This window comes from Pseudenhygromyxa sp. WMMC2535, assembly GCF_011083025.2.
In genome coordinates, this window is sequence record NZ_JABJWV010000001.1 from 9,065,167 (window position 1) to 9,080,995 (window position 15,829).

A 15,829-nucleotide genomic window follows, 5' to 3' on the forward strand; every position below is an offset into this window, starting at 1 on the left:
CCCCTCCTCACCGCCATGAATGAGTGGCGATGGTCGCTGCCAGTCTATGCAGATGGGACACTCACTTTGCAACAATTATATTTGTTTTTTATGAAATGTGTTTCTGAAGGCATATCAGCCTGCGTTATTTGTAGGTTTCAGACCTCTATTTAAACACCCTCACACCACATCTCATAGGCACACAAAACGTCGGTTGTTCTCGTCTCCCGGCGACATGAGCAATCGGCACGCCGTGCCCTTCATTGGTCCAAAAATGTGCACGCTTTGGCCACAGCCAGCGCAATCGCGTGCCGACCTTCGGCCTCGAAATCAGCATCAGCGTGGCGCATGCCCCAGGCCAAGCTCGCCAAACCATGCAGCGCCAGTGCGCAAGAGAATGCACCCTCGCTGATCTGCGCAATATTCTGCCTACCACACGACGACGCAAAATAGCCGCGGGAGAAGGCCTGGCCGAGCTCGGGCTTGCTCCGCCATGCGCCTGCCCAGAGCTTGGCGAAGTCGACGGCGGGCAGGTCGGCGCGGGCGTGCTCGAAGTCGATGACGGCGAGCTGCTCGCCGGTCCACAGCCAATTGTGCGGGCCAAAGTCGCGGTGGCAGGGCACCCGGGCCACGCCCTCGAGGTCGACGCGCGCGGGGGCGATGGCCTCGAGGCCCGCGCGCAGCTCTGAATCGAGGGCGTCGGCGCAGCCCGCCAACCATCCACGCCAGCGCCGCTCGAGCGCCTCGCTCAGCGGCATGGGATCGCGGTCCGGTATCGGCAGGCTGTGGAGCGCGGCGAGGAAGCGGCCCGCCGCCTCGTGGATCCCCGGCGCGCTCGGATCGGCGGCCTCGCCGACCAGCTGCTCGAGCAGCAGCGCGCGCGTGGCCACGTCGAAGGCGAGCAGTCGCGGCACCGGCCAACGCCCACCATCGGGCCCGGGTCCCTCGAACCATCGACTCAGCGCCTCGCGCTCTTGGGCGAAGCCCCGCGCGCCGAGGTGATGCTTGAGCACCGCCCCTTTACCCGCCGCCCCTTTACCCGACGCCCCCTCCCCTGCCACCCCCTCCCCTGCCACCCCCTCCCCCGCCACCGTCGAGACCAGCCAGACCCGCGTGTGCCCGCGGCCGTCGTCGCGGCGTCGCCAGCTGGCGACCGGGCCGAGCTGCTCGAGCACGAAGCGACGCAGCGCGAGGGGCGGCTCGTCGGCGTCCATCACGGATCATGCTACCGCGCTATGCTCCCGCCGTGACGCGCCCGCTGCGGCTGATGATCTACGACCGGACCTGCACCGGTGACCTCGTCCCCGGCCTGCGTCATCGATCCGGCGACGGCCTCGGGGGGCGGCTGGCCCGGCGCGTCGGCGAGCGATTCACCCGCGTCCCCGGCCCTGGCCTGAGCCACTCCTGGGCCGTCGGCGGCGCGCTCTACTCGAGCCTCGGCCGCCTCGACGACTGGCGCGGCTTCGACGACTGGGGGAGCGCCCTGCGCTGGCTGGCCGACTACCCCGATCCTCGGCCCATCGCCGAGGTCCAGTTTTGGGGCCACGGCAAGTGGGGCTGCGCGCGCGTCGACGCCGAGCGCCTCGACCTCGGCTCGCTTCGAGCACGGCACGCGCACCACGGACCGCTCGCGGCGATCCGCGATCGCATGGCGCCCAGCCAGAGCCAGTGGTGGTTTCGCACCTGCGAGACCTTTGGCGCCGCGCCAGGTCAGCGCTTCGCCCGCGAGTTCGTGGGCTTCATGGGCTGCCGCGCCGCCGGGCACACGTACATCATCGGTCCATGGCAAAGCGGGCTGCACACCCTCGCCCCCGGCGAGGCGCCGCGCTGGTCCGAAGATGAAGGCCTGGTCGAGGGCACGCCAGAGGAGCCTCGGCTCGCGCGCTGGTCCGCCCGCGGCGAGCCCAACACGGTCAGCTTCCTGACAGGCAAGATCCCCGCGGGCTTTTGATGCACGAGTGAGTCGCCTCCAGGGCCAGCGCTGGACAGCGCCAGACCCAGCCGCTACTCACGCCCAGCTTCCGGTTCGCCCCATGGGGCGTCGCAAGAGGGAACCCGGTGAGATTCCGGGGCTGCCCCCGCAGCGGTGAGCGGCGACGAAAACCGCACCAGGTACTGGCGCCCACAGGCGTTGGGAAGCCGCGGTGAGTAGGACGACCCGCAAGTCCGAAGACCTGCCGGACGCCGTCGACCCAATTCCGGGCGACGTCACCGTCACATCCTCGAGGGGAGGATCCCATGGTTCGCATGCATCAATTCACGCTTCGTCTCGCCGCTACTTCGCTCTTCGCCTTTGCTTCGCTCACCGCCTGCTCCGACGACGCCGCCGAAGGTGGCGACGAGCAAGGCACCGAAGAGACCGACGCGGGTACCGAGACCGACGCCGGCACCGAGACTGACTCCGACGTCGGCACCGAGACCGACGCCGGCACCGAGACCGACTCCGACGTCGGCACCGAGACCGACTCGGAGACCGACGCCGGCACCGAGACCGACACCGGCAACGCCGACGACCTGGAGATCATCGGCGAGTACATCGACGAGTGGGGCGACATGCACGTCATCACCGCCGAGCAGTGGGAGAACGCCGCCGGGACGTTCCTCATCGATCATTGGGACAACGAGGCGACCTACCTCGTCGCCCAAAACGACGCCCAAAACGAGTACTTCCCGGAGCTGTGGAGCCGCTTCGACTGGACCTGGGCCGACGACGCGCTCTACTACTGCCAGACCGTCTACGACGGCGCGACCATCGATGACGCCGTGGCCGGATCGGCCGACGCCGACGACCTCGCGGCGGGCTGCGCGGGGTTCTCCTGGACCTCGCTCGAGCAGCAATGACCCGAGCGACCGGGCGCGCCTGCTCGGCGCGCCCGGCTCGAACATCCTCAGCGCTTGGTCTTGGCCTTGGCCGCTTCGGCCTCGCGCTTGGCGACGTCCTCCACGCAGACCTGGGCCTCCGCGCGTAGCGGATCCTCTGGCGCGAGGGCCTTGCTCAGGCGCTGGCCAGTGTCGCAGTGCTGGCGCGCGGCCTCGAGCTCGCCGAGTGCGAGCTCGGCCGTGCCTAGCCTGATCAGCGTCCGGATCACGTCGCGGCTGTCCGCGCCCAGGGCCTGGGTCAGGGGCGTGAGCGCTTCGGTGTAGAGCGTCCGCGCGCCGCGATTTTGTTTCATCACCAGCAAGGTGTCGCCGAGCGCGAGCTTGACCCGCGCCGTCCGCCAGTCGCGGGCGCCGTAGAGCGAGTCGCAGATCTCCAGCAGGTCGAGGAAGGCGAAGTGCGCGTCGGCGGCCTGGCCGGCGCTCATCAGCACCTGCCCCGTCAGCTCGAGCACGGCCTGGGTCTCGGGGTGGTCCGCGCCCAAAGCCTCGGCGAAGGCGTCTCGGGCGTCGACGAGGAGGTCCTGGGCCGCGGAGAAGCGACCCGCGTCGAGCTGGACCTGGGCGAGCTGACGCTGGAGCACCGCGGTGTGCGGGCTGCTGGCGCCCGACAGGCGCGTCGCCACGGCGATGGCCTCGGCCAAGGTGGCGCGCGCCCCCCCGAGATCACCGGCCTCGCGCTGGGCCGCGGCGAGCGAGCGCGAGGCCGCGAGGATCGCCCAGGGATCACCGGCCTCGCGCGCCCGCGCGAGGGCCTCGCGGCGCGCGTCGATCCCCTGGTCCTCTCCCGCTCCGCTCGCCTCGCCTGCTCCGCTCGCCTCGCCTGCTCCGCGCAGCAGCGTCGCCTTCGCAGCCTCGAGGTCTGGGCTGCCCGCGTCCACCTCCGCCCTCTCGAGGCAGCCCGCGGGGTCTTCGAAGAGCCGGTCGACCTCGGGCCACAGCCCTGCGCCACGCTGCTCCGGCGCCTCGGTGATCAGCTCGGCGAGGGCGACGAGCGCCCAGACCTGGGCGTCCAGGCAGCGCTGCGCCTGCTCGGCGCGCTCGAGCTCCGCCTGGTCCTCGCCCGCGCAGGTCTGGCGATAGGCCGCCGACCACGACTCCTCGGCCGCGGCCACGCGCGCGTCGATCCTCGCCAGGGCCACGCCCGGCCACTCCCCGCGCAGCCCGGCGAGCGCGGCCGCCAGGGCGTCGCGGCGCGCCAGCGTCCACTCGCGCGACAGCAGCTGCGCGCCCTCGCAGGCGTCCTGCGTCGACGCAGGATCGGCGCCCGGCGCCCGGCTCTCCTGGGCGCGCTCGCAGCCCGCCACCGCGAGGCCGAGGGCGCAGGTGATCGAGAGCAGCGTGCTGCGTGCGCGGGAGACCTGGGGGGCTTCGAGGGCCGACATCCGCGCCGACAGTAGCAGCTACAGCAGCTACTGAAGCTTGGACGCGGCGAGATGAGCCGTGACCCGGTCCCGCACCACAGCGGGCGCAGTGGCCGCGACATCTATCCATACACCCCGAACCTCGCGGATGAACGCCTCGAGATCATCCATCACCCGTGAAGTATCGACTGGCGACAGCGACGCTACCGTCAAGAGTTCGTCCAAAGACACGTCGACCAGTTGCATCGGCCGCTCCATCGTGGGTGTGGGTGGCTCATACCAACGCAGCGCAGTGTGCGTGTGAATCGACGAGTACACGACCGTCGAGACGACATCGTACACCGGAGCGAGCCGCGGCCTCACGCCATCCGGGTAAAAGAGCGCCCAATTCTTGAGGTGCGCGTCGGCGTTTCCCGACAGCACCATGAACGCGAGGCGACGCATGTATTTCAAAAAGTCGTCCTCACCACACAGCGCATAGATGACGCTGCCCACGCTCCCGTAGTGGCTCCACCCGAGTTCGAAGTCCTCCCACGCGTACTTGTCCTCCGGCGGGAGGTGGGAGCAGGTTTCGAAAGTAGTTCGGCAGCGGCGAGCCGCGAAAGGTGCGCGGTGGATCGATCAGCTGGTCTTCGAACCATCGCCCGAGCACGGGACGCGAGGCGGACGCAGCGTAGGTGGCGTCAAACTCGAGGGCCGTCTGGCCGGAGGCAGCGTCCGGGCGAAGCTCTCCAACGACGACATTCCCCAGCAGCACGCGAGCGCTCATGCGCTGCGCCTCGCCAACATGGCGATCGATGGAGCGTCGTCACGCTCCAGCTCGACGTGCCGCGCGAAGAATGCCTCGACCGAGCGCCGGAGGGCTCGCTCCCGGCGGTCATAGAAGGCCTCGACATTTCCCTGGCGCAGCGCCTCGCGTGCTTTGGCGTCGATCCCATGAGAGACGAGCGCGGCCTCATCGGTGCACTCCAAGATGAGCGCCCTCGCGGTGGTACCAGGTGGGTGCAGCAGCTTGTTGACCATTCCACGGCCACGGTGCGCTCCGCTGGCCGAGTCACGCAGGATTGGCTGCACGCCATCACTCGAGCCGTTGCGAAACAGGTCGCCCGCGTCCAGCCGCTCCCCCGTCCGCAGACTACGCGGCCACTGGGCGATGAGCGCACAGACCATCGCCTTCCCGCGAGCGGTCGCCATGCCGGAAGCGCTCGTCTTGCTCCACTCGTCGTCGTCGAAGGACAGGCCCTCGGGTGAGCCCGTCCGCCGCAGCAGCGCCTGCACCGACTCCGCCTCGTCCGCCCTCACGTCGTCCACGTGCTGCTGCATCGAACCCGAGGCGCCTCCGAGGCGCTCCCCGAGCGAGCCACGCCACAGCCACCGACGCAGCAAGATCAAGCTCCGCTCACTGGGAGCCGGGTGAAGCGCGAAGAAGCGCGCCAGCACGACGATGGGCAGCTCGTACGGCCGAACCGCCACATGGGGGACGTGGGCGGTGCCACGCAAGAACGCCACGGTCGCACGCAGAGCCTTGGCGGTGCGGATGAGATCCGCTTCAGCGTCGACGACTTCGAGCTTCCTCGGATCGAGCTTGCCGACCTTGCCACCTCGAATCGCCTCGAAAGCCTTCAAAATCGTGAGGTGCGGGATCTCCCCAAACCCGAGCTCCGCGAGCTCTGCGTTGACGAGCGCGAGGCCCGTATTGCCCCCTCGAGATACCTGCGACCAGATCAGCGCGTTGAACACCTCATCACGGCGCATGGACTTGCCCGTCGAGTTGACCCGGTCGAACACATGCCTGAGCGCGTCGATCTCGGCGTGTTCGACGATGTAGAGGCCCAGCTTGTGCTCGCGAATGCGCTTGCCGAGCTCAAAGTAGCGGCGCTTGTCCTCGAGCGACATCCACGGCGGAACCCACGCCGACAACAGCGCCGCGTCGAGCACCAGATGGAGGGGTACCTGCGGCAGGCCCGTGCCCTCACGCTGCGGTGGGCGCCCCTCGATCTCGTCGGGTGTGAGCGGACGGCTGATGACCTCCTCGCGCTCGATGTCGAACACGAGCGCGACCTCGCCCAGCGCGGGCGCACGACCAAGCCCCTCCCAGAGCGTCGTCAGCCGCTGCTGTCCATCGATGACGAGGTATCGATCTCCACCTCCCGGCGGCCCGCTCACCGCTCCGCCCAGCGCTCGTCCCCCCTCCCTACTCGACGGGGCTACAGTGGACGGCGGGTTCTTCCAGAGGAGCAAGGTGCCGACCGGATAACCGCGGTAGATGCTGTCGAGCAAATCGCGACGATCCTTGGCCTCCCACCTGAAATCACGCTGGAAGATCGGCATTCGCGGACGACCCTCGGACGCGAGCTTGATGACATCCTCGACCGCCATCGCGGCGGCCTGTGCCGCGGTACCCATCCGAGGCGGCGACACCTTCCCGTCGGTCGTATCGGACCTCGTCATCCCTAGTGTGCGCGCCAGAGGACTTGAAGGGTCTCAGGCGCCGGACCGCCGGTCGCTGACGAGGCGCGAGGAGGGAGTTTGTCGGGCACAAATGACTGACGAGCAACGAAGTCAGCGGCCGGTGCTCCAGGCCTGGGGCCCTTCAAGTCCTCTGCCGCGCACACTAGGGCGCGGCCCGGGCCTCGTCCTTGCCCTCGCGCACGTTGTCGTAAAAGCGCGTGGTCGGGTAGGCGAAGTCGATGTCCGCGCGCTCGTGGAAGGCGTCGAGCACGTCCTCCCAGATCACCTCGGCCGTGCGCCGGCGCTCGAAGGGGTTGCACAGATAGCGCAGGGTCAGGCCCACGCCGGAGTCGAGGACCGAAGAATAGACCCGCGGCGCGACCCTGGTGTCGAAGACCAGATACTGCGAGGCGTGATCGCGGATCGCCGCCTGGGCCTGGTCGCTGTGCACGGTGCCCCGGCGCTCGGCGATCTCCACCATGATCGCCTTGGCCGAGCGCCAGTCGCTCTCGAAGGTCACGGTCACCGAGAGCTCGTTCCAGATCAGGTCGAACCAGCCCTGGTTGTAGTTGGCGAGGACCTCGGTGAACACCAGGCCGTTGGGCACGTGGAGCAGCCTGCCGGTGCGCTCGTCGGCGTTCACCCACTGACCGATCTCCATCAAGCTGAAGGTGAACGCGCCCTGATCGACCACGTCGCCGCGGAAGTCGCCCAGCGCGATGCGCTGACCGGGCACGAAGGGCTTGCGCCACAAGATGAAGACCCAGCCCGCGAGGTTCATGAGCAGGTCCTTGAGGGCGACGGCCAGGCCCGCCGAGACCAGACCGACGATGGTTGCGAGCGAGGCGAAGCTCTCCAGCCAGATCACCCCGACCATCAAGAAGGCCAGGCCGTAGGCGGTGTAGGCCGTGCCCTTGCGCCAGTGGTAGAGCTTGGTCGGCTCTTCACCCAGGCGCGCCCTGGCCACGCGCAGCACCAGCTTGCGCAGCATCCACAGCACCCCCAAGGTGACCAGCGTGCCGAGGATCCGGCTGACCAGCTCGGTCTGGCTCAGGTGCTCCGAGCCGATGGAGAGGTTGCTGAAGAAGTCCCCCACACCGCGAGGGTGCACGATCCTCGCGGCGGGACCAAGCGCGCGCGAGGATCCTGCGTCGGCTCGGCCGCGCTTCAGGCCAGGCGAGCGCGGCCCTCGGCCCAGGCCCGCAGGCTCGCAATCGCCTCGGCGTGGCTGCGCGAGAGCGGGACGGCCTCGGCCAGCGCGGCCTCGAGATCGGCGGCGGCCAGCGGCTCCCCGCGGGCGAAGGCGGCCAGACGGGCCTCGATCAGCGCGGCCTCGAGCTCGGCGCCGGAGTAGCCATCGGCGGCGCGGGCGAGCTCGAGGTAGCGCGCGCGAGGATCGGCCAGGGGCGGGGCCACGCCGAGCTCGCGCATGGCCTTGGCCTCGAGGTGGATCGCCAGGATCTGTGCGCGCTGGTCCGCGTCGGGGAGGTCGACGAAGAAGAGCTCGTCGAGGCGACCGCGGCGCAGGAGCTCCGGGGGCAGGCCCGCGACGCGGTTGGCGGTGGCGACCACGAACACGGCCTGCTCGCGCTCTTGCAGCCAGGTCAGCAGGGCGCCCACGACCCGCGCGGCCGTGCCCGCGTCGCTGCGCCCGCCCTCGACCCCGGCGAGGCCCTTGTCGATCTCGTCGACCCACAAGACCACCGGCGCCATGCGCTCGACCGTGGCCGTGACCCGGCGCAGGTTGGCCTCGCTCTCGCCCACGGTGCCGCCAAAGAGCCGCCCGAGATCGAGGCGGACCAGCGCCAGGCCGAGCAGGTCCGCCGAGGCCCGCGCGGCCAGGCTCTTGCCGCAGCCCTGCACGCCGACGAGGAGCACGCCCCGGGGCGCCGGGATGCCGGCGTCGCGGGCCGCGGGCGCGAGGGCCAGGGCGCGGCGGGCCAGCCAGCTGCGGTAGCGATCGAGGCCGCCGAGCTCGGCGGCGGGGACCGAGTGCGTGGGCTCGAGCAGGCCGTCGTGGGCGAGGGCGTCGGGCTTGTGGCGCGCGATGAACTCGAGCAGCGCCGCGGCCTGGGGCGGGCAGGCCAGCGCGGCCTCGGCGATCAGGCGATCGAAGCGCGCGAGCTCCAGACCCACGCCGGCTCGGGCCAGCGCGGCCTCGTTCGCGCGCAGGCAGGCGCTCAGCTCGGCGTGCTCTTCGGGCAGCTGGCCAGCGATCCACGCCAGGCGCTCGCCGAGCTGGTCGGCGTCGGGCAGGGCCAGGCGCTCGACGCCGAGCTCGGGCAGCGCGGCCAGCCGCCCGGGCTCGCGCTCGACGAAGATCAAGGTAGGGCCGGCGCTGCGCTGGGCGAGCTCGCGAACGCGGCGCAGATCCGCCGCGCCGCGCAGCGCCTCGCCGGCGTCGAAGAGCAGCCACAGGCTGTCCGCCCCGCCCTCGGCGTCAACACCAACACCAACGCCAACGCCGTCGAGCAGTCGCGCCAGCAGGCCAGAGAGCTCGGCCTCGCGCCCGCTGCCGTCGACCCCCGAGGCCGCCGACCAGGTGTGAACCGGCCAGTCCAAGACCTCGCCGAGGCGCTCGCCCACGGCCAGCGCGCGCTGGTCCTCGGCGGTCAGCAAGACCAGCGCGCGCTGCCCTGCCCGCAGCCCTCGCCGCAGCCGACGCTCGAGCGCGAGGTCCACGATCGCCCGTCCGGCGTAGGCGCTCACCCCTCGAGCACTCCCTCCAACCACCCGCGCAGCAAGGGCTCGCGGGCCGCCGGGCGCAGCGGGCCGCCGTCGTCGAAGCGCCAGCCGTTGAGCCACAGCCGGACGCCGCGCAGGCGCTGCATGTCGCGGTGCAGCCCGAGCAGATCGAGCTCGAGGGGCTGCACCCGTCGGCGCAGCGAGGCCGCCGGGGCAAGCGCGTCGGCATCCTCTCCGCCCTCGCCCTCGCCCCCCGGCTCGGCGTCGAGCAACGCGACGCGGTAGTGGATCACGTCATCGATGCGCAGGCGCTCGAGGCGGCCACCAAAGGCCTCGTGCGCGCGCTCGACCAGACGCGGGAAGCGCCGGGATCGTGAGCTGCGAAATTCGAGGGCGATCATCCTCGGCGCCTGCCCGCCGGCGGCCTGCTCTCGACGCGCGCCGCAGCGCAGCGCCGCGTAGAGCCCCTCGACCACGCCGCGGGTGTCCACCGGCAGCGCCAGCAGGCCCTCGACCGCCGCCGCGTCGCGCTGACGCCCGAGCGCGCTGGCGACCTTCGGCGCGCGCCCGGGGACCTGCTCGACCAGGGCCGCCATGCGCAGGCACGCGTCGACACCCAGGGGTCCCGCGCTCGCCAGCGCGAGCAGAGCGTCGAGCTCCTCGAGCGCGCCCTCGCCCAGCTCGGGCCGCGCTGCCTCGGACCCCGCCGCCTGATCACCGGCCGGCATCTCGCTCCTCAGCGCCCCTGCTCGCGGATCGCCCGCTGCATCTCTCGCTTCTGCTCGCGCTCTTTGATCGCCGCCCGCTTGTCGTGGACCTTCTTGCCGCGACCGAGGCCGATCAGCAGCTTGATCCGCCGATCCTTGAGGTAGACGGCCAGGGGGATGATCGCCAGGCCCTGCTGCTTGACCGCGTCGAAGAGCGTGTCGAGCTGGCGACGGTGCAAGAGCAGCTTGCGGGCACGCAGTGGCGGGTGGTTGCGGGCGTGGGCCTGAGGGAATTCGGAGATATGCGCCTGGAGCAGGTAGAGCTCGTCCTTGCGGAACTGACAGAACGCCTCTTTGAGGCTGATCCGACCGTCGCGGATCGACTTCACCTCGCTACCCTCGAGGACGATCCCAGCCTCGTGCTCCTCGATGATCTCGAAGTCGTGCAGGGCCTTGCGGTTGTCCTCGAGCAGCTCGTCTCCGAGCTGGCGTTTCTTCTTCTTCCGGGCCAAGGGGACAAAGCTAAGCAAGGCCTCGCCAAAGATCACGCCCTCCTGGCCAAGAACCTGAAATCACTAACTTTTCATAAACTTTACAGCCACGGTGCCGATAGCGGAGCCAGGACGCGGGGTGGCGCGGGGAGACCCATGAAGATCCGGCCGCGCCACAAAAGAAATGCGGCCAGCCCGCGAACGCACCGCGAGCTGGCCGCATCGGCCCAAGTGGAAGACCTGGGCAGGCGGCGCCTAGGTCTCGCGCGCCACGGCGTAGCTCTTGGACAGCTCGGGGTCGCGAGCGATCTCGTAGAGCAGCTCCTCGAAGCCCTCGCGGTCCATGCCCGCCTCGGCCAGGATGTCGTCGGCCGAGCTCGGGTCGGCGGCGATCTTGTTGGCGACGGTGACGGCCTTCTCGACCTTGGGATCCAAGGCCACGGCCTCCTCGGCAGCGGCAACCTCTTCGCCCGCGGCGGCCTGGTCACCGGCCTCGGCGGCAGCCTTGTCGCCGCCGTCGGCCTTGGCGGCGGTCTTGGCCTCGCCGCCCTTGTCGTTGTTGGCCTTCTCTCCGCCGTCACAAGCGGCGAGGGTCAGCGCGAACCCGAAGATGATGGTCTTGATCGACGTACGCATGATGTCCTCCGTCCTCACTTCTTGCCCGGAGCCTTCTTGTTGCCAGGACCAGCGGGGCCGGCCTTGTCGTCCTTCTTGGCGTCCTTCTTGTCGTCCTTCTTGGCGTCCTTCTTGTCGTCGACCTTGCCGCGGCGATCGTCGACGTGCTCTTGGTGAGCGTCGTGCTTGCCGTCGACCTTGTCGCCGGGGGCCTTGTCGGGCTCGCCGGGCTTGCCCTCGGGACCGGGGCCAGCCTTGTCGTCGGGGCTACCCTCGGGCTTCTCGCCGGGCGGGTGATCCTCGGGCTTCTTGTCGTCGGGCTGGGCGCCAGGCTTGCCCGGGGTCTTCTTGTGCTTCTTGTAGGCCTCGCGCGCCTCTTCGTGACGCTCGGCGGCCTTCTTCATCATCTCTTCGTGGCGCTCGCGCCCGGTGAGCTCGGGCTTCTTGCCCTCCTCACGCAGCTTCTCGCGCATGTCGTCGACCTTCTTGCGACGCTCGCGACGCTTCTCGCCGACGGCCTTGATCTTCTTGTCGAGCTCGGCCTTCTCGTCGTCGGTCAGCTCCTTGGGCTCGATCTCGCGATCCTTGACGCGATCGGCGAGGTCCTTGCCGCGCGCGCCCTCGGCGATCTGATGCTTGACCCAATGCCCGAAGGCCTTGCGCTTGCCCTTGCCCTTGGTCCGGACCTCAGTGGCCTCCTCGTCGATGGCCTGCGCCATGTAGCCGGCCGAGAGCGCAGCTTGGCGCGCGGCCTCGAGGGCCTCGGCGAGCTCCTCTTCGTCGAGGCCAGCCTCGCGCGCACCGTCGGCGGCGATCGGCAGCTCGATGACCAGCAAGATGTTGTCGTCGAGGGCCTCTTCCTCGGTCGGCGCGGCGTCGAAGTCCTCGGCGATAATCTTGGGTGGCGCGGCCATGGCCGGGGCAGCGATGCCCAGGGGCAGCGCGAACATCAACGCTTTGATCAGTGTGTCCTTCATCGGTGGGGGTTCTCCTCGTAGGGGGTGCACAGAGTATCGCAGTCTGACCAGCCCCGTCTTTTTCCCCATGTCCCAGCCTTGCGACCATGAGCTTGGCTACAGGTCCAACAGCACGATCTTCCTAGGTCGAAATTGCGTGGCATACTCCCTCGGTGACAGAGCGCTTTCACCTCACCACGAACGACGGCGTCAGGCTCCACGGCGAGCGCTGGTCTCCCGCCGGGACCCCCCGCTTCGTCGTGTGCGCTGTCCACGGTCAAGGCGAGCATGTCTCCCGTTACGACCGCGTCGCTCGCGAGCTCGGCGAGCGGGGGGGCCTGGTGTTTGGGGTCGACCACCGCGGCCAGGGTCGCAGCGGCGGCGCCCCTGGCTATGTCGATCGCTTCGAGACCTACGCGAGCGATCTCCTCGCGGTCATTCGCCACCAGGTCGACACGCTCGGGGAGGCCCAAGGCCCTCAGTCCCTACCTTGGTTTCTATTCGGCCACAGCATGGGGGGCCTCATCACCCTCACCTACCTGCTCGATCACCAGCACGAGATCGACCTTCGCGGGGTGGTGATCAGTTCACCCTTGCTCGGCCTGGCGCTGAAGGTCGGGCCGCTCAAGCGCCAGCTCACCCGCCTCGCCGCCAAGCTCCTCCCCCGCCTCCCCGTCCCCACCGGCCTCGAGCCCGAGACAATTTGTCGTGACCCCGAGGAGGTCGCCCGCTACGCCGCCGACCCCCGGCGCGTCCGCCCCGTGACCCCCGGCTGGGCCGTGGCCATGGAAGACGGGATCGCCCGGGTCGACGCCGAGGTCGGTGGCATCGAGGTGCCCATGCACTGGTACGTGGGCACCGGCGATCTCATCTGCGATCACCGGGAGACCGAGCGCATCTTCGCCAGCTTGCCCGACCCCGTCGGCCGGGATCAGAGCCTCGAGGTCTGGCCGGGCTACTACCACGAGCTCCACAACGAGCCCGAGGAGCTGCGCGCGCCGGTGATGCGCAGCGTCTACGAGTGGATCGAAGCCCGCTGCTGACGCCGGCGCGCCGCTCGTGGGCGGACAAACTGGATCAGCGTTGACAGGCCCGGCTCAGCTGGCATCACGGGCGCGTGCGTTTCTTGCCCGCGTTCTTCGCCCTGGCCGTGATCGGCTGCGCTGCCCCCTGCCCCACCACCGAGGCCCCCGCTTGCCCCTGCGAGGCCGAGGCAGGCGAGCCCTCTGCCGACGCCGCCGAGCCCTCCCAGGCCGAGCCCTCCGCCGGCCTCGACGCGATGCTCAGCGGCTACGACTACCCCTTCCCGGTCGAGACCTTCTCGGCCGAGGTCCAGGGCCAGGTCGTGTCCATCGCCTATATGGACATCGAGCCCAGCGAGCCCAACGGCGCCACCGTCACGCTGCTCCACGGCAAGAATTTCTCCGGCGCCTATTGGGCCGACACCGCGAAGGCCCTGAGCGCGCAGGGCTTTCGCGTGGTCATCCCCGACCAGCTCGGCTTTGGCAAATCGAGCAAGCCGATCGACGTCCAATATAGCTTTCAAATGTTGTCCTCGCTGACCCTCGCGCTCCTCGACGCGCTGGAGATCGAGCAGACCGCCCTCGTCGGCCACTCCATGGGCGGCATGGTCGGCACCCGCATGGCGCTGATGTTCCCCGAGCGCGTCAGCGCCCTGGCCCTGGTCAACCCGATCGGCCTCGAGGACTGGAAGCGCGAGGTCCCCTACGTATCCGTGGACGAGTGGAAGGCCCGCAACCTGAAGGCCACGCCCGAGAGCATCAAGGCCTATATGCAGACCAGCTACTTCGACGGGCAGTGGAAGCCCGAGTACGATCCCCTGCTCGACATCCAGGCCGGGTGGGCCACCGGCCCCGACCGCGAGCGCATCGCCACGGTCTCGGCCCTGCACTACGACATGATCTTCACGCAGCCCGTGGTCCACGAGTTCCCCGACCTGCGCGTCCCGACCCTGCTGATCATCGGCCAGCGCGATCGCACCGCGCTCAACAAGGGCGCGGCCTCGCCCGAGGTCGCCGCGACCTTGGGTGACTACCCGGCGCTGGGTCGGGCGGCCGAGCGCGCCATCCCCAAGGCGACCCTGGTCGAGATCGACGGCGTCGGTCACGTGCCGCAGCTCGAGGCGTGGGCGCCCTATATCCAGGCGCTCACCAGCTACCTCCTGGAGCACGGCGCCCAGGCCGAGGGCTGAGCGTCCGAGCGCCGCGTCTCCCCCTGCCCCGGGCTCTCCCCCCGCTCGCATGGGCCGCCGGGGGAGAGCCTGCTATCGTGCACGGGCCCATGGCGGTCCTCTCGCATGCCCTCGCCCTCGCCGCGCTGCTCGCGGGCGAGCCCGAGCTCCGCATGCTGCATCCGCTCCCGCCGGAGCACGGGCAGCGCTCGGTCCCTGCCGCGGCCTCCACCTCTTCATCTCCATCGGCGGGCGCGCCTTCATCGGCGAGTGTGTCTCCCGAGCGCGCCCCCGTCCCCTACGACGACGCCGTCCCCCTGCCCTTCGAGCCGCGGGACTACGCCCCGCAGGCCGCCTCGCCGCGTCGCAAGGTCGGCACCTCGACCACGATCTTCGTCAACTTCGACGGCGTCGAGATCGGCGAGTGCTCGCCCTCGAACAGCCACGAGAACTGCCACTGGCTCAAGAAGAACACCACCTTCGATCCCTGGAGCGGGACCTTCGCCCAGCGCGTGGCGATCCTCGACGCCATGCGCTCGCTGGCCACGGACTTCGGCATCCGCATCACCGGCGAGCGGCCGCCCTACGACGAGCCCTACATGATGGTCGTCTACGGCGGGGACTCGGTCGAAGAGGAGGCCCTCGGACGGGCGCCGGCGGGCGACTGCTGGGACGACCTGCCCAACCAGATCGCCTACGTCTTCCTCGACGGCGAGCGGGCCGACTGGGTCAACGGCGGCGCGTCCACGGCGATGCACGAGTCGGCGCACACCTGGGGCTTCGACCACCTCGGCCTCGAGAACACGATGATGTCTCCAGCCGGGGACAACACCCTCGTCAAATACCTCGACGGCTGCGCGCAGATCGTCGACGACGTGCAGTTCACGCCCACCGAGGAGCCCAGCTGCCCCGAGATCAACCTCGAGCTGTGCGGGCTCTCGGACTTTCAAAACGACGTCGCCACCCTCAAGCTCCTGTTTGGCAACCCCTACGTCGACGATCGCGCGCCGACCCTCGAGCTGGTCTCGCCCTACGACGGCTACTACGCCCAGGGGCCGGCGACCTTCGACGTGATCCTCGAGGTCCACGACGACCTCCACCCCCAGGTCTACGAGCTCGAGATCGCCGTGCCCGGGCTGATCGACGAGCCCCAGCTGCGCCGCGCCGCGGACCCGAGCTTCGAGATCCAGGGCATGCCCGTGGGCGAGTGGACCTTCGACCTGGTCCTGCGCGACGCGGCCGGCAACGAGGCCACGCTGAGCTTCGACGTGAGCATCGGCGAGGACGCCCCGGTGCTCGACGACGGCTGCGCCTGCGCTGCCAGCTCCGCCGCGCGCCGAGGACTCGGCGGACTCGGCGGACTCGGAGGCGCTGGCGGCCTCTTGCTCTTGCTCCTGGCCATCCCTGCGCTGGCGCCGAGGCGGCGGCGACCTCGCGGACCCCTCACCCGCTGAGCCCACCGCGTCCGGCCGAGCCCAGGCGGGGGAGGCGTAAGCGCGCGAACCTGCCGGCG

The 15,829-nt window shown here is 69.9% G+C and carries 15 protein-coding genes and 1 riboswitch; of the genes, 5 read left to right on the forward strand and 10 right to left on the reverse strand.

All coding sequences use genetic code 11. From position 1 onward, the window contains the following. Window positions 1-239 precede the first annotated feature (239 nt). A complete protein-coding gene (locus tag G6O69_RS34910) occupies window positions 240-1,193 on the reverse strand; it encodes an aminoglycoside phosphotransferase family protein (protein ID WP_172307796.1) in 954 nt (317 codons plus the stop codon). A 32-nt stretch (window positions 1,194-1,225) separates the two neighbouring features. Between G6O69_RS34910 and G6O69_RS34915 the strand changes: the two genes are divergently transcribed. Together G6O69_RS34915 and G6O69_RS34920 are read left to right on the forward strand one after the other, a co-directional pair. Beyond that, entirely contained in the window at window positions 1,226-1,930 is a 705-nt protein-coding gene (locus tag G6O69_RS34915) for a hypothetical protein (protein ID WP_346017123.1), read from the forward strand. 54 nt (window positions 1,931-1,984) lie between these two features. Then, window positions 1,985-2,176: riboswitch (cobalamin riboswitch) on the forward strand. A 50-nt stretch (window positions 2,177-2,226) separates the two neighbouring features. Then, complete coding sequence (locus tag G6O69_RS34920; protein WP_172301289.1) at window positions 2,227-2,820, forward strand: hypothetical protein; 594 nt, start codon at window positions 2,227-2,229, stop codon at window positions 2,818-2,820. A gap of 47 nt (window positions 2,821-2,867) precedes the next feature. Here G6O69_RS34920 and G6O69_RS34925 read toward each other — a convergent pair whose 3' ends face one another. The 9 genes from G6O69_RS34925 to G6O69_RS34965 all read right to left on the reverse strand — a co-directional run bounded on the left by G6O69_RS34925 (window position 2,868) and on the right by G6O69_RS34965 (window position 12,146). Then, entirely contained in the window at window positions 2,868-4,241 is a 1,374-nt protein-coding gene (locus tag G6O69_RS34925) for a tetratricopeptide repeat protein (protein WP_172307797.1), read from the reverse strand. Between the two features lie 27 nt (window positions 4,242-4,268). Beyond that, window positions 4,269-4,838, reverse strand: coding sequence for a HipA domain-containing protein (locus tag G6O69_RS34930; protein WP_172308407.1), 570 nt, complete (start codon window positions 4,836-4,838; stop codon window positions 4,269-4,271). A gap of 147 nt (window positions 4,839-4,985) precedes the next feature. Next, window positions 4,986-6,599 carry a DUF262 domain-containing protein gene (locus G6O69_RS34935; protein WP_172307798.1) on the reverse strand — a complete coding sequence of 538 codons (1,614 nt, stop codon included), beginning with the start codon at window positions 6,597-6,599 and terminating at the stop codon, window positions 4,986-4,988. Window positions 6,600-6,834: 235 nt separating this feature from the next. Next, window positions 6,835-7,782 (reverse strand): mechanosensitive ion channel family protein, encoded by a 948-nt coding sequence (locus tag G6O69_RS34940; RefSeq protein WP_172307799.1) that lies wholly within the window; start codon window positions 7,780-7,782, stop codon window positions 6,835-6,837. Between the two features lie 56 nt (window positions 7,783-7,838). Then, complete coding sequence (locus G6O69_RS34945; RefSeq protein ID WP_172307800.1) at window positions 7,839-9,380, reverse strand: AAA family ATPase; 1,542 nt, start codon at window positions 9,378-9,380, stop codon at window positions 7,839-7,841. Further along, window positions 9,377-10,084, reverse strand: a complete 708-nt coding sequence (locus G6O69_RS34950; protein WP_172307801.1) for a hypothetical protein — start codon at window positions 10,082-10,084, stop codon at window positions 9,377-9,379. The genes G6O69_RS34945 and G6O69_RS34950 overlap by 4 nt, the downstream gene beginning before the upstream one ends. Window positions 10,085-10,092: 8 nt before the next feature. Next, window positions 10,093-10,575, reverse strand: coding sequence for an SsrA-binding protein SmpB (gene smpB / locus G6O69_RS34955; RefSeq protein ID WP_172307802.1), 483 nt, complete (start codon window positions 10,573-10,575; stop codon window positions 10,093-10,095). A gap of 234 nt (window positions 10,576-10,809) precedes the next feature. Then, window positions 10,810-11,190 carry a hypothetical protein gene (locus G6O69_RS34960; protein ID WP_172307803.1) on the reverse strand — a complete coding sequence of 127 codons (381 nt, stop codon included), beginning with the start codon at window positions 11,188-11,190 and terminating at the stop codon, window positions 10,810-10,812. 14 nt (window positions 11,191-11,204) lie between these two features. Beyond that, complete coding sequence (locus tag G6O69_RS34965) at window positions 11,205-12,146, reverse strand: hypothetical protein (protein WP_172307804.1); 942 nt, start codon at window positions 12,144-12,146, stop codon at window positions 11,205-11,207. A gap of 152 nt (window positions 12,147-12,298) precedes the next feature. Between G6O69_RS34965 and G6O69_RS34970 the strand changes: the two genes are divergently transcribed. The 3 genes from G6O69_RS34970 to G6O69_RS34980 all read left to right on the forward strand — a co-directional run bounded on the left by G6O69_RS34970 (window position 12,299) and on the right by G6O69_RS34980 (window position 15,770). Then, window positions 12,299-13,168 (forward strand): alpha/beta hydrolase, encoded by an 870-nt coding sequence (locus tag G6O69_RS34970; RefSeq protein WP_172307805.1) that lies wholly within the window; start codon window positions 12,299-12,301, stop codon window positions 13,166-13,168. Window positions 13,169-13,242: 74 nt separating this feature from the next. Beyond that, window positions 13,243-14,337: an alpha/beta hydrolase gene (locus G6O69_RS34975; protein WP_346017124.1), complete on the forward strand. Its 1,095-nt coding sequence runs from the start codon at window positions 13,243-13,245 to the stop codon at window positions 14,335-14,337. Window positions 14,338-14,426: 89 nt separating this feature from the next. Further along, on the forward strand, window positions 14,427-15,770 hold the full coding sequence (locus G6O69_RS34980) for a hypothetical protein (RefSeq protein ID WP_172307806.1): 1,344 nt from the start codon (window positions 14,427-14,429) through the stop codon (window positions 15,768-15,770). The last annotated feature ends 59 nt before the right edge of the window (window positions 15,771-15,829 follow it).

What these genes read in the sequence shown, in the direction of transcription:
- G6O69_RS34980 (WP_172307806.1), top strand. Translation starts at nt 14,427, where the DNA reads ATGGCGGTCCTCTCGCATGCCCTCGCCCTCGCCGCGCTGCTCGCGGGC.
- G6O69_RS34920 (WP_172301289.1), top strand. Translation starts at nt 2,227, where the DNA reads ATGCATCAATTCACGCTTCGTCTCGCCGCTACTTCGCTCTTCGCCTTT.
- G6O69_RS34950 (WP_172307801.1), bottom strand. Translation starts at nt 10,084, where the DNA reads ATGCCGGCCGGTGATCAGGCGGCGGGGTCCGAGGCAGCGCGGCCCGAG.
- G6O69_RS34935 (WP_172307798.1), bottom strand. Translation starts at nt 6,599, where the DNA reads ATGGCGGTCGAGGATGTCATCAAGCTCGCGTCCGAGGGTCGTCCGCGA.
- G6O69_RS34960 (WP_172307803.1), bottom strand. Translation starts at nt 11,190, where the DNA reads ATGCGTACGTCGATCAAGACCATCATCTTCGGGTTCGCGCTGACCCTC.
- G6O69_RS34910 (WP_172307796.1), bottom strand. Translation starts at nt 1,193, where the DNA reads ATGGACGCCGACGAGCCGCCCCTCGCGCTGCGTCGCTTCGTGCTCGAG.
- G6O69_RS34925 (WP_172307797.1), bottom strand. Translation starts at nt 4,241, where the DNA reads ATGTCGGCCCTCGAAGCCCCCCAGGTCTCCCGCGCACGCAGCACGCTG.
- G6O69_RS34965 (WP_172307804.1), bottom strand. Translation starts at nt 12,146, where the DNA reads ATGAAGGACACACTGATCAAAGCGTTGATGTTCGCGCTGCCCCTGGGC.